Genomic DNA, 14,037 nt, shown 5'->3' on the forward strand with positions numbered 1-14,037 from the left:
TGTTATGTTGGAAAAATTAAAAAACAGGAAGGATGAAAGAAATTGGCTAATTTGACAGAGCGCCAGGCAAGGTTGTTATCTCTTCTTCAAAACTTGCAAAACTTAAATACAAACGCATTAACGAATACTGATTTTTCAATTGATTTTCCGAGTATCGATGTAGGTATAGATTTGGGAGGAATTAGTATTGGTAGCGGTGGGAATGGAGAGAACGGAAACGGTGGTAGTCAACCAAGTAATATTCGACAAGTATTACTTGGCTTATTAAATGAAAATGTGGAAGTCGCTACTCCATTTGGAATCGTATCAGGACTTCTACTTTCTGTACAAAATGACTATATTGTTCTAATTGATAATGGAGAACAAGTGCTAGTTTTAATTGAAAAAATCGAAACAGTAAACGAATCTTAAAAAGGAGAGATAATAAATGAATAATACGTTTACAGCGGAATTAGCTTCTCGTGTAGGATCAACAATTGAGATTGCTACAGACAATAACCTTATTGAAGGCATATTAGCCAGTGTTTCACTTGGCGTGGTTCTTGTGATTGAAACTGGTGGTTATAGTGATAGTAACAGACGATATATTGCTTTGAATGCAATTAATTTTGTCCGCTTTTCTAGTGCGGCATAAGTTAAGATACTAGTCAAAGATATACTACGGTAACATTTGGTTGGTTGGCGAGTCTATTCGTAGTTTCAAATTAAAGGGCTCGCCTTTTCCATCCTATCAGTAGATTATTCGTTTTCTAATTTAGGTATTTTTATGAAGCATTATCTTACCTAATTATTATTTCACATCTCTTATGCACAAAGTTTAATCTGTCTTGAAATTTTGTTCCATAAACTTAACATAGTCTCTCCATTTGAAATGGTTATTTTTGGTGATACTTTGATCATGTTCTCTTACATTGTAAATAGTAAAATCATGATAACAAAAATTTCCTAGATCAAATAAGGAATGGAGTACTGTCACATCTTCATATAGTCTACCCTCTTCAAAAGGAATTGTTGGGAATCCATGAATTGCATTTAAACTGGATGTACGATAAATTCTTGGACCTAGAGGTAAGGAGTATTTAAATAATTGATGTTTATGATAAATTTGTTTTCCTTTTGCGTGCGTTGTATATATGACTTCATCATTAGGGAGTTGCTTCCATTTTCTAAAATTACCATAAAGAAGAACATCCTTTTTTCCTAAATGGCTTAGATAATTTTTAATGGTTGATATAGCGTTGTAGTCTAGCCAATCATCCGCATCTAATTCTAAAATAAAATCGCTAGTAACAAATGAGAGTAATTTGTTTAATGCGTTCGCTTTACCTTGATTCTTTTGAAAGTAGGTACGTATACGTTGATACTTGTTCCATTGATTAATACGGGAAGCTGTGTGATCCGTTGATCCGTCATCCATAATAAGAATTTCATCTGCTGGTTCATTTTGTAAGTATGCAGATTGAATTGCAGCGTCAATATAAGATTCTTCATTATAAGCACAAATTAAGACAGCGATTGAAGGAGCTTTTTTTGGGTTAAGTTTATGACTATAGGAATGAATTACCTTTTGTTTTTCTATTTCAGATCTAAAATTGTTAATTTTTGTTGGTTTGATATTTAAAACCTTCGATGAATTGAAATTTTCTTTACTTAACCATAATGGGAAGACTGCTTCTTGAAATACAAGGTGCTTACTTGAGTGAAATGGATATTTTATTAATGTTGATACGGGAACAAAGGCAGGATAATTAATCGTAACATTTCTGTATTCTTTTTCGATATGATGTATTGTGTCTTTTGTTATCGGGAAATCGCTCTGTAAATAATCTGTATTGTATAAAAATAATACTGTTGTTGCTTTTGATTCTTCAATTACATAATTAAGCGTTAAACCTAAATCGTTATCTATAGGAGAGATTTGCTCTAATAACGGATGGTTAATATCTTTCGTCAAATTGTTACTTTTTAAACTAATACATCGAATTTCTAAAATTTGTGAGTGTAGGGGTTTTAGGGATTGCAATGTATTTAGAAGTGTTTGTTTATTTATGCTATTAATAATACAAACGAGAAGAGTGTTCAATTTATATTCCTCCATTCAAAATTAAAATTTATGTGCTGACTTAGAAAATCATGCTTAATTAATGGTAATTTTTCATTAAATCTTTAGTAGTTTTTAATGGAAGCTTGAGCTTGGAAATATCGAATAATGTCAGATTTTGCGCTAAGATAAACGCTTGCAATTTACTGACAAAAAGAGTAAAATAAAGTTGCAAAAGGAAATTGGAGTTTCAGAAATACTTTACGGTCTCTTTTTCAAGATGGTGTAAAAGTATTTAGGATTCAATTTACTTGCAGATCTTGTTAAAGGAGGTCATTCTAATGACTGGTAAAGTAAAATGGTTTAATGCAGAAAAAGGTTTTGGTTTCATCGAGCGTGAAGATGGAGACGATGTATTCGTACATTTCTCAGCTATCCAAGCTGATGGTTTCAAAACACTTGAAGAAGGTCAAGACGTTGAATTTGAAATCGTTGAAGGTAACCGTGGCCCACAAGCGGCTAACGTAGTTCGTTTATAATTTAATCATTAAAATACAATGAGGGCTGCCAATTTGGTAGTCCTCTTTTCTTTTATATGAGAAGTTGTGCTGGTAAACTAAATAACTGAACAGCTTTGTTTTATATTGCGTTATAAGGGAAGTGTTTTTTATGGATAAAAATGAAGAAGTAATTCGTCGATATCAAGAAGATGAAAAAAGAATGGTACTCATATTTGCTCAATGGTGCATTAATCATCAACTAGATCCATTTACTGTTTATGGAGAAGCGTATCCAACACAAGTTAATAACTCGATTCTTAAAGAAGTAATTGATTGGACAGTTGACTCCTCGGAGTCAGATGTGATTGATACAGAGATGCTTATCCAGATTCTTCAAGCTTATGGTAATGATGATCTAGCAATGGTTATATCTGAAAAAAGCCAAGAAATGAAGCAGAAATAACGGCCTCATTTCTTGGCTGAAAAGTTTTAGATAAGTTGGCTTGACCACTACTCGATATAATTATAATTTGCCAATACTCATCTATAATGTCATCTCGGACCTGTATGCGAGGGCTTTGATTAACGCTTGAGTTCCACTATCCTGCTCACCCATATCTGAGAGTTGTTCATATAAATCAATAGCTAATTTTAAGCCAGGAGTATCCAATCCGAACGCTTGAGAAGATTCAAGAGCAATTCTCATGTCTTTAATAAAATGTTTTACATAGAATCCGGGATTAAAGTCATTTTCAAGCATTCTTGCACCTAATTTTGAAAGAGAAAAACTGGCAGCAGCACCAGTGGAAATAGTCGCCAATACTTTTTTCGGATCAAGTCCTGCTTTTTTTGCATATAATAAGGACTCACAAACCCCAATCATGTTGGATGCAATCGCAATTTGATTGGACATTTTAGTATGCTGGCCAGTTCCTGCTGGGCCTTGATAAGATATATTCTCCCCAAGAACTTGAAAAATAGGGAGGACGTAATCATACACGCTTCTTTCTCCGCCTGTCATTATAGCAAGTGTTCCACTCTCCGCTCCAATATCTCCCCCTGAAACAGGTGCATCTAATACGTGCAACCCATGTTTTTCACTGACCGAAAAGATTTCTTCAGCTAATGATGGCTTGGAAGTAGTCATATCAATTAGGTAGGAACCTTTATTGCAGTTTTTTATTAAACCTTGCTCACCTAAGTATACTTCTTCTACATCAGAGGGATAACCTACCATTGTAATAATTACATCGCATTGTTTTGCCAATGTCGGTATATCTTTATCCCATTTTGCCCCTATATTTAATAAATCATCAGCTTTGGATTTTGTTCTTGTAAATATTCGTATACTATATCCAGCATTGAGCAGATTTTTTGCCATGCTTTTCCCCATAACTCCAGTACCTATGAAACCTATCGTAGTTGTGTTAGCTGATAACATTTACATTCTCCTTATTTTAAGACTTAATACAACCATTCTACAAAAAAACAGGGAATCCTTCTTTACTTAACAAAAAGTAAAGAATTAAATAGTCTTGTCAGTAATTGGGATGTTTGAATAGGAATCATTCATATAAAATCACACATAGTATAACTAGCCATTATTTTATTTTAACAACGTAGCATGTCCAAAAGGGGGAGAAAAGAAATGATATCCAAACAACAACAACTTCAATGTAAGGAAGCATTGTTGCAAAGGCAATCGACATTAATTGAACAAGTGCAAAGACATACGTTTGGATTGGATGTAGAGTTTGCGCGTGAGGATGTCGGAGAACTTTCCAATTATGATAATCATCCTGGAGATACTGGGACGGAATTGTTTGAAAGAGAAAAGGATATTGCTTTGCAAGAGCACACGGAAAAAGAACTGGAAGATATTAATGCAGCATTGCACGCAATAGAAGAAGGAACCTATGGTATTTGTACAGTATGTGGAGAAGATATACCACATGAAAGATTAGAGGCGATACCAACCACTGATCGTTGTGTCAAGCATGCAAATGAAGGTGGCAGAGAAAGATATCGTCCCACCGAGGAGCAATCGTATAGTCCTAATCTCAACCCAGATGAAAAATATGAAGATGAGCAAAATGTGTATGATAGAGAAGATACATGGCAAGATGTCAGTCGCTATGGAACGTCAGACACGCCTTCGGATCTATATGGGGATCAAGAAAATTATGATGATATGTATGCTAATAGTGAGGAGCTAACAGCAGATATTAGTGATTTTGCTGCAGCTGATATTTACGGTAAATATGAAAAAGTAATGCCTAATCACGAAAAGTATGAAGCTGATTTGGATGAAGAGTGGTATTAACAAGTTTAAAAAATAGAAAAGGAATAACTCAGAAATAAAAGAGGTGGAACAAAAGGATTTATTCAAAAGGATAATCTGAATCAATAGTAAAAGCCGTTTCAGCTTCAGAAATATACGCTGCTTATTCTAAGATGGCCGGTGAACCTCCGAATGCATATGCATCGAGGTCTCACCTATGCCTCACTCTCATAAGGATTATCCGTAAATTTCTTGCGCTTAAGCTAGATTTCCTTCCGTCTTTTGAACAAAACTTTTGTCAGTCCCAACCTCTTTTAAAATAAAAGCTTAAGATTTATTCTGCCTGAAATTCATCTAATTTTAATGTAATGGAATGTACTTCACCATCACGAACATATTCGATTTTAACATGTTCTCCAGCTTCTCCATTCTCATAGAGATGTTTACGTAATTCTATAATGGACGTTACTTCATTACCGTTGATTTTTGTAATTACGTCAAATTGTTCCAGACCAGCGTTGGCTGCTGGTGAATCAGCTTGAACATCTGCTATTACCATTCCGCCTTTGATATCATCTGGAATATCTATCTCAGCACGATATTGTGCAGGCACTTGATTTAGTGGAGCTGTACTAATTCCAATAAGTGGACGAGACACTTCGCCTTCCGTTTCTAACTGTTCAATAATTGGTAAAGCCTCATCTGCTGGAATGGCAAATCCGATTCCTTCGACACTACTCTGAGCAATTTTCATGGAGTTGATGCCAATAACATCTCCGTTTTCATTAACTAACGCGCCACCACTGTTTCCAGGGTTTATCGCAGCATCCGTTTGAAGTACTTCGGTAATCCAATCCGCTCTACCATCACTATTGGTATCTACTTCTACAGAACGATTTAACCCACTTATAATTCCTTTCGTAACTGTATTTACGAATTCCATCCCAAGTGGATTTCCGATTGCAAGCACTGTTTCTCCAACTTGAGTATCGGTACTAGAGCCGAAATTAGCTACAGTATCTACATTCTCGCCATCTATCTTAAGTACGGCTAAGTCACTTAAAGAGTCTACGCCGAGTACTTCCGCGGAAACACGATGCTCTTCATCGATAACTACTTCTACTTCCTCTGCACCATCAACAACATGTTGATTGGTTGCAACATAAGCCGCGTCATTTTCTTTTTTATAGATAATACCAGAACCGGTTCCGGCTTCTTGACTGCTCTCCCACACACTTTGCTGTTGTTTATTAATTACACCAACAACAGCTTTGGAAACTTCATCGATATTTGTGGATTTTTCTGCATCATCAGAAGCTAAAGTCTGAACAATATTATTAGATGATTCATTATTACTCTCTGAATTACCTTGATTACTTTCGACAGAAGTATCTGAAGCAGGAAGTATATTGTTACCTACTAACATCAAGATAATAAGTGAAGAGATAATCCCGCCAATGGCTCCTCCAGAAAAACTTCGTAACCAACCTCCTCCACGTTGTTTGTTTTTTGTAGCTTTTGTTGTAGAGGGGTTTCTAGTATCGTTTTCTAATGTAGAAGCTGTCTCATAATGTGATGATGAGTAATCATCATAATGACCTTCATCACTATTCCCGTTTTCTATATTTTGTTGCTCTTGATCAAAATTTGAAGGACTTTCTTTATTCTCCTCTTCTGGAAAATTTCTTTCTTCATCATTATTATTGTCTCTATAAGTCATGTAAAGCACCTCCAATGAATGTTGATACCTTTATTATAGGTGGTTTGAAAGGTAATCATTTGGTACAAATGTGGAAAAAATGTGTAATGATAACTTCGATTGTAATTTTCAAATGAATTATGTAAGAATATATATAACTATAAAAGGAAAAGGTGAAGGTCAATGACAGTTCATATTGGTCTAGTTGAAGATGATACAAACATTCAGAATATCGTTTCCGCGTATTTAAAAAAGGAAGGATACCAAACTACAATTTTAGATAATGCGGAAGATGGTTGGAAACTTTGGGAGAACAACCCACCTGATATGTGGATATTAGATATAATGTTACCGGGAATGGACGGGTATGAATTTTGCAAAAAAATTCGAAATGAAAGTGATGTTCCGATTATCATTATTTCTGCAAAAGATGAAGAAATTGACAAAATACTTGGGCTTGAATTAGGTGGAGATGATTATTTAACAAAGCCGTTTAGCCCTAGAGAATTAATAGCTAGAGTGAAGAGATTATTTAAACGTTCAACCTCACACCGCCAAGATGAAATAGAAGAGGACCGTGTAAAAGTTGATCAGCTGCTAGTTTATAAAAATGAACGTCGCGTATTTTTTGAAGGAGAAGAATTTGAAACAACAACAAAAGAGTACGATATGCTGCTACTGCTTGCAGAAAACCCAAACAGAGCATTCTCAAGAGAAGAACTGCTTATGAAAATTTGGGGTAATGATTATTTTGGTAGTGATAGAGCAGTTGATGATTTAATTAAACGAATTCGTAAAAAAATGGGCAATATCCCACTAGAAACCGTATGGGGTTTTGGATATCGCTTAAGAAAAGATGAGGAATAACAATGAAGCTTCAGTCGCAATTGAACGCAGCTTTCACAGCGTTGCTTTTAGTTATTATGACCACGGCGGGCTATATCATTTATTCGTTGATTTTGGATTTACTCATTCAAGACGAAAAAAGACAGCTAGCAGAAACTGGGGAGCTATTGGTTAGTTTTCTTAATGAACAATATAATAACGATGTAAATAATTATCAAAATATAAATGATTTCTTACAAGAACAGGACTTACAACTATTTTTATATGATCGAAATTTAGATACCGTATTGTTTTCGACAATGAATATTTCGGTCGTAAATGAATTTTTTCAACAAAATAATTTTGCGAATAATGATGAGTTTTTATGGCAATATGGTAGTGATCGCTTTGTCACGTCACGTATCATTTTCTCTCCGGAGCAAACTGGATTGGAACTTATCTTGTTGACTCCGATGCATGATTTACAAGTAGTCCAACAAAATTTCTTTGTTCGACTTCTCTTGGTATTTCTTGTTGGGGCGGTAGCTGCTGTTATACTTAGTTATTTTATGACAAATAAGTTAGTGACACCATTGTCTCAATTAAAAACGGAGCTAAAAAAGGTAGAAAATCGTCAGTTTGATCGGATGAGCAGGGTGAAGGCAACTGGTGAAATTAAAGAAGTAGAGCAAAGTGTATATGAAATGGCTCAAACATTGGAGCAATATATGAAATCACAACAAACTTTCTTCCAAAATGCCAGTCATGAGTTAAAAACACCATTAATGACGATACAAGGGTATGCTGAAGGTATAAGAGATGGGATTTTTGATGAAAAAGATACAGAAAAAGGATTAGAGGTAATGGTTACGGAGGTTAATCGTTTGAAAGGGATTATCAATGAAATGATTCTGCTAGCAAAATTAGATACAGATCCTGCAGAATATTCACCTTTTCCACTTGAAGCAGATCAATTTATACATCAAGTAGTTGATCGAGCACATCCTATAGTCAATGAAGAAGGGATAGAATTAAACCATCAAGTGGAGAACGGGGTTATCCTATTTGCTGACGAAGAGAAATTACTTCGTGCTCTACTTAATATAGTTTTCAATGGAATTCGTCATTCTAAATCGACGGTAAATATTCAAGTTTATACCAAGGATCATAAGGTAATGATTGATGTAGAAGACGACGGAAGCGGTATTACAGAAGAAGATGCAGAGCATATTTTCCATCGGTTTGTAAAAGGAAAGGATGGCGAGACAGGCCTTGGTCTTGCAATAGCTCGTGCAATTATCGAACAAGCAGGTGGTAATATATCTGTATCCAATTCTGAAATTGGCGGAGCGAAATTTACGATTCAATTGCCGAAATATCAGTCAACAAATCATAATAGACAAAAACCAAAGCAACTTCCAAAGTAGTCTGGATTTTTGCAAAAATACCTATGCATTAAGATGGAGGAAATGAAAATTTGAGGATTAGCAGCTCATAATTGTTCGATCTCATTCAAAGGCCTTTATGTCTTGCTATGATGGTCCCTCCAACCAATATAGGTAGAACGAAAATCACCACTGTAAGAAGTTTCACTTTATTTGAATGTATGATATAATTAATTGGTTATTCATTTTGAAGATGATAGAGGAGCGTAAAATTTATGCAATTAAGAAATGATATTCGCAATATCGCAATTATTGCGCACGTTGACCACGGAAAAACAACGCTTGTGGATCAGCTATTAAAATATTCTGGTACTTTCCGAGACAATGAGCATGTTGATGAACGTGCAATGGACTCTGGAGATATAGAACGTGAACGTGGAATTACAATATTAGCTAAAAATACAGCTGTAAAATATAAAGATACAACGATAAATATATTAGATACACCTGGGCACGCTGACTTCGGTGGAGAAGTAGAACGTATCATGAAAATGGTAGATGGTGTTGCCTTAGTAGTAGATGCATATGAAGGTACAATGCCACAGACACGATTTGTGTTAAAGAAAGCATTGGAGCAAAAGTTAACACCGATGGTTGTGCTTAATAAAATTGATCGCCCGAATGCACGCCCAGAAGAGGTTGTTGATGAAGTACTTGATTTATTTATTGAATTAGGAGCCGATGATGAACAATTAGAATTTCCGGTAGTATATGCATCAGCTATTAATGGAACTTCTGGTTTAGAAGCGGAAGAGCAAGAAGAAACAATGGATCCTGTATTCCAAACGATTTTAGAGCATATTCCAGCGCCAATTGATACAAAAGAAGAACCTTTACAATTCCAAGTAACACTACTTGATTATAACGACTATGTTGGACGTATTGGAGTGGGACGAGTTGTTCGAGGAAGCATAAAAGTTGGCCAGCAAGTGGTAGTATTAAAACAAGATGGATCGCAAAAATCCTTCCGCGTTTCCAAGCTATTTGGTTTTACCGGGTTAAAACGTATTGAAATCCAAGAAGCTATAGCCGGTGATATCGTTGCGTTATCTGGAATGGAAGATTTAAATGTGGGAGAGACTGTATGCCCAGTAGAGCAACCAGAAGCACTACCTTGGTTGCGAATTGATGAACCAACATTGCAAATGACATTCTTAGTAAATAATAGTCCTTTTGCAGGTAAAGAAGGAAAGTTCATTACCTCTCGTAAAATTGAAGAACGTTTGATGAAGCAATTAGAGACAGATGTAAGCTTGCGTGTAGACCCAACGGATTCGCCAGATGTATGGACAGTATCTGGACGTGGAGAATTACATCTATCAATCCTAATCGAAAACATGCGTCGTGAAGGTTATGAATTACAATTATCCAAACCGGAAGTTATTATTCGTGAAATTGATGGCGTGAAATGTGAACCAGTAGAACGTGTACAAGTGGATGTACCAGAAGAATACACGGGTGCAATTATGGAGTCACTAGGTGAACGTAAAGGTGAAATGATTGATATGGTCAATCAAGGGAACGGTCAAGTTCGTATCGAATTTAAAGTGCCTTCTCGTGGATTATTAGGTTATACGACTGAATTCATGTCACAAACTCGTGGATACGGTATTTTAAATCACACGTTCGATGCTTACGAACCACTTATTAAAGGTCAAGTCGGCGGACGTCGTGAAGGGGTACTAGTTGCACTTGAAAACGGGAAAGCATCAACTTACGGTATAATGAATCTAGAAGATCGTGGTGTGATTTTTGTATCACCAGGAACAGAAGTATATGCAGGTATGATCGTAGGAGAACATAATCGTGATAATGACTTAACGGTTAATATTACACGTGAAAAACATTTAACCAATGTACGTTCAGCTACGAAAGATCAAACAACAACAATCCGTAAGTCCAGAACTTTATCTTTAGAAGAAGCACTTCAATATTTAAGTGATGATGAATTTTGTGAAGTTACACCGGAATCCATTCGATTAAGAAAGAAAATCTTAAATAAAAATGAGAGAGAAAAAGCTGCAAAGCGTAAAGTATAATAATATTTTTAAAGCTGTAGAACTAGTTACTAAACTAGTTCTACAGCTTTTTTATAAGGTAGTCAATTTAATTTATAGAAAGAAAATCGAAATAAGAGGTTTTTTTATAGTTTAAAGTGGGTAAACAATTTAGTAGTAGTTTTTTTGTCATCGATGCACCTCACTGATAGAAATCTTACCTTTTGAGGAGGATACAATGCGTATTATATACGGTCTATTATTTTGCCTTTTATTTATGACAGGATGTACGGAACAATCCGATCCATCATCAGAAAATTCTTCAGATGTCACAACTCCGAGTAATGAGCAACAAGTAATTGCTTCTCAATTACAAACTCCTTGGGCTATCGAACTAGTAGGTGAAACGATATATTTAACAGAACGTCCTGGTAACATAGTTGAGGTATTAGAGGATGGTGAGTTAACAAGAAAACCAGTTGAATTTATAGATGATTTAGCAGGTGAACCAGAATCAGGTCTTTTAGGTATCGCTTTCCCAGATGATTTCTCATCTTCTAATCGAGCGTATATTTATTATTCCTACCACACAAATAATGGTAACTTTCAACGAATTACAACGATCTCAGAACAAGAGGACACCTGGGTGGAAGAAGAAGTATTGTTAGATGGGATCCCTGGTGGTACCTATCATCATGGTGGGAGAATAAAGTACGGACCGGATAATCTTTTATATATTACTGTTGGTGACGCTTCACAACCTGAATTAGCACAAAACCTCGATAGCTTGGCTGGAAAAGTGTTACGTATGAATCCCGATGGTTCCATACCAGATAATAATCCATTTGAGAATTCCTATGTGTACAGCTATGGACATCGCAATCCGCAAGGGCTAGCTTGGAATGAAAAGGGAGAATTATACGCTACAGAGCATGGTAATAGTGCCTTAGATGAAATTAATCTAATAGAACCTGGAAATAATTATGGATGGCCTATCATTGAAGGCGATGAAACAATGGATGATATGGTAAGCCCTATGATTCATTCTGGAGAGGATACATGGGCTCCATCAGGAATGGAATATGCCAATGGTGCATTATATTTTGCTACATTAAGAGGAGAAAGTGTCAAGAGGTTTAATCCTGCTGATAGTGAAGTAGAAACAATTTTAGAGAATAAAGGAAGAATCCGTGATGTTAAATATGGGAATAATGGTTTATATATAATTACAAATAATACAGACGGTAGAGGTAATCCATCTGATAATGACGATCAGTTACTATGGATTCCATTGGAAGAATAAGTTAGAATTCAATGATTCGTAACCTAGAAGTAAATACACTATAATGTAGTAAGAAATTAAACAAGGGGGAAGAAAATTGGAACTTGATAGTAGAAAAAGAATGCATTTACTAGAAAAAGCTTTAAATTATACACGCGTAGGAATAATCGTTACTGATCCTTCTATCGAGGATAATCCAATAGTTATTGCTAATAAAGGATTTTTAGAACTAACTGGTTATGAAGAACACGAAATAATTGGGAAGAACTGTAGATTCTTACAGGGCAAAGATACGGATAATATTAGTATTAAACAACTTCGTGATGCAATACAGAATAAAGAACCAATTACCATTCAAATATATAATTACAAGAAGGATGGAACCGGTTTTTGGAATGAATTATCCATTGATCATATGTGGGATGAACAAGAAGGAAAATATTTCTTTGTGGGAGTTCAAAAAGATATTACGAATGAAAAACAAAATGAATTACTGTATGAAAAGAGCTTAAAAGAAATTGAAAAAATCTCTACACCGATTGTTCCGATTATGAAAGATGTATCGATTCTTCCATTGATTGGAACGATGAATGACACTAGAATAGAAGCATTAATAACCTCTCTATCGGACTATTTGGAGAATTCAGATCAACATTATTTAATTATTGATTTATCAGGATTATTCGAAATGGATACATATACGGTTTCTCGATTTTTGAAAATACATCAATTTGTGTCTATGATGGGAAAAGACTTACTGGTGGCAGGCATTCGTCCAGATATGGCAATGAAGACATTAACTATTCAAGATACTTGGCAAGGCATGCGAACGTTCAAAGATGTAAAAATGGCAGTTGAATATATAAAGCAAAAAGAACCAGAAATTAACTAATAGAAGAGAAACCGAATGGAATCCACAAGACTTCATTCGGTTTTTTATTTTCATAGGGAACAATCGTGTTTGTATTTACCATACTCCAATTATCCTCGGAAAATCGGCAGTGTACAACAACGGAATGAACCGCCGGACTTAATAATTTCAGAGAAATCTACTTCCATGATATCAAACCCTGCTCGAGCGAGTTCTTTATTCACTCGATTATTTTCAGGAAGGCTAATTATTTTACCGTTACCTATGGAAAGAACATTTGGTGCCATATGAAATTGTTCTTCTTCCGTTACCTCAATCAATGTATACTTTTGCTTCATCGTTTGGTAAGATTGGCTATCCATTCCATCTTTATAGATTAGTGCATATCCATCTTCTAGTACATTGAAAATACAATCTAAATGTAAAATGTCATCTCGCAAAGGTACGGCATGTACCTCATTATTTGGTAAATGAGAAGTTAGCTCACTAATAGCTGGTTTCAAGGTTCTTTTACTTTGACCTACCCAAATATCTTTACCATCTACGATAACGTCTCCACCTTCTATGGAAGCTGTTTTAATAGGAGTAAATGGAATACCTTCTGTGCTTAACCAGTTCTGTAAAACAACACTCTCTTTTTCTCTTATTTCACGTTGCATCTGTGAAACAAAAAACTGATCTTCAATTACAAAACCTATATCTCTGGTAAAAACTTGTTCATTTAAATTTGAGTCTGCTTTAAGTTGAATAACTTCAGATCCCGTTTTTTTCAAAGCATTTATAAAGTCATGATGCTGTGTCATTGCTTTTTGAATATCGATATTATCGTCTGCATAATGTAATTGAGTTTCATTTATAATCTCTTTAATTTTCATATGTTTTGGGGGAACTGTGATGACTTTGTGTAAAGAATCATATTCATTTTTACAATATACGTTGGAGATTGGTTCCATCGCTGTTGTGTTCCTCATTCTTCATCCTCCATTACTTAAACATCAAAATTATTATATTACCATTATAAACATTATTGCTTAATTATTGAAAAAAATCCATATTTCATGTAGTTTTTGTAATTTGAAATATTTAAAAAATACCT

General features: G+C 35.1%; 14 protein-coding genes. 10 read left to right on the forward strand and 4 right to left on the reverse strand.

Features of this window, described 5'->3' with window-relative positions; translation table 11 throughout:
- The first annotated feature begins 42 nt into the window (after positions 1–42).
- Positions 43–411 (forward strand): DUF2642 domain-containing protein, encoded by a 369-nt coding sequence (locus OB_RS03100; RefSeq protein ID WP_011064980.1) that lies wholly within the window; start codon positions 43–45, stop codon positions 409–411.
- Between the two features lie 16 nt (positions 412–427).
- Entirely contained in the window at positions 428–634 is a 207-nt protein-coding gene (locus OB_RS03105; RefSeq protein ID WP_011064981.1) for a hypothetical protein, read from the forward strand.
- A gap of 183 nt (positions 635–817) precedes the next feature.
- On the opposite strand, the gene OB_RS03110 is transcribed toward OB_RS03105, so the two are convergent.
- Positions 818–1,954 (reverse strand): glycosyltransferase family 2 protein, encoded by a 1,137-nt coding sequence (locus OB_RS03110; protein ID WP_231846983.1) that lies wholly within the window; start codon positions 1,952–1,954, stop codon positions 818–820.
- Positions 1,955–2,382: 428 nt separating this feature from the next.
- Here OB_RS03110 and cspD point away from each other — a divergent pair, with 428 nt between their 5' ends.
- Positions 2,383–2,580, forward strand: a complete 198-nt coding sequence (gene cspD, locus OB_RS03115; RefSeq protein WP_011064983.1) for a cold-shock protein CspD — start codon at positions 2,383–2,385, stop codon at positions 2,578–2,580.
- Between the two features lie 130 nt (positions 2,581–2,710).
- On the forward strand, positions 2,711–3,004 hold the full coding sequence (locus OB_RS03120) for a hypothetical protein (protein ID WP_011064984.1): 294 nt from the start codon (positions 2,711–2,713) through the stop codon (positions 3,002–3,004).
- A gap of 81 nt (positions 3,005–3,085) precedes the next feature.
- Here OB_RS03120 and OB_RS03125 read toward each other — a convergent pair whose 3' ends face one another.
- Positions 3,086–3,982, reverse strand: a complete 897-nt coding sequence (locus OB_RS03125) for an NAD(P)-dependent oxidoreductase (RefSeq protein WP_011064985.1) — start codon at positions 3,980–3,982, stop codon at positions 3,086–3,088.
- Positions 3,983–4,189: 207 nt separating this feature from the next.
- Here OB_RS03125 and OB_RS03130 point away from each other — a divergent pair, with 207 nt between their 5' ends.
- Positions 4,190–4,864, forward strand: a complete 675-nt coding sequence (locus OB_RS03130) for a yteA family sporulation protein (RefSeq protein ID WP_011064986.1) — start codon at positions 4,190–4,192, stop codon at positions 4,862–4,864.
- Between the two features lie 292 nt (positions 4,865–5,156).
- Here OB_RS03130 and OB_RS03135 read toward each other — a convergent pair whose 3' ends face one another.
- Entirely contained in the window at positions 5,157–6,542 is a 1,386-nt protein-coding gene (locus OB_RS03135; protein WP_011064987.1) for a S1C family serine protease, read from the reverse strand.
- 162 nt (positions 6,543–6,704) lie between these two features.
- Between OB_RS03135 and OB_RS03140 the strand changes: the two genes are divergently transcribed.
- The 5 genes from OB_RS03140 (at position 6,705) to OB_RS03160 (ending at position 12,962) form a co-directional block, all read left to right on the forward strand.
- Entirely contained in the window at positions 6,705–7,388 is a 684-nt protein-coding gene (locus OB_RS03140) for a response regulator transcription factor (protein WP_011064988.1), read from the forward strand.
- A gap of 2 nt (positions 7,389–7,390) precedes the next feature.
- On the forward strand, positions 7,391–8,773 hold the full coding sequence (locus OB_RS03145; RefSeq protein ID WP_011064989.1) for a sensor histidine kinase: 1,383 nt from the start codon (positions 7,391–7,393) through the stop codon (positions 8,771–8,773).
- 233 nt (positions 8,774–9,006) lie between these two features.
- Positions 9,007–10,830: a translational GTPase TypA gene (gene typA, locus OB_RS03150; RefSeq protein ID WP_011064990.1), complete on the forward strand. Its 1,824-nt coding sequence runs from the start codon at positions 9,007–9,009 to the stop codon at positions 10,828–10,830.
- A 196-nt stretch (positions 10,831–11,026) separates the two neighbouring features.
- Positions 11,027–12,091, forward strand: coding sequence for a PQQ-dependent sugar dehydrogenase (locus OB_RS03155; RefSeq protein WP_011064991.1), 1,065 nt, complete (start codon positions 11,027–11,029; stop codon positions 12,089–12,091).
- 76 nt (positions 12,092–12,167) lie between these two features.
- Positions 12,168–12,962 carry a PAS domain-containing protein gene (locus tag OB_RS03160; RefSeq protein ID WP_011064992.1) on the forward strand — a complete coding sequence of 265 codons (795 nt, stop codon included), beginning with the start codon at positions 12,168–12,170 and terminating at the stop codon, positions 12,960–12,962.
- An 89-nt stretch (positions 12,963–13,051) separates the two neighbouring features.
- Here OB_RS03160 and OB_RS03165 read toward each other — a convergent pair whose 3' ends face one another.
- Positions 13,052–13,912 (reverse strand): dimethylarginine dimethylaminohydrolase family protein, encoded by an 861-nt coding sequence (locus OB_RS03165; RefSeq protein ID WP_011064993.1) that lies wholly within the window; start codon positions 13,910–13,912, stop codon positions 13,052–13,054.
- Between the last annotated feature and the right edge of the window lie 125 nt (positions 13,913–14,037).

The organism is Oceanobacillus iheyensis HTE831 (assembly GCF_000011245.1).
In the GTDB taxonomy this organism is placed as follows: domain Bacteria; phylum Bacillota; class Bacilli; order Bacillales; family Amphibacillaceae; genus Oceanobacillus; species Oceanobacillus iheyensis.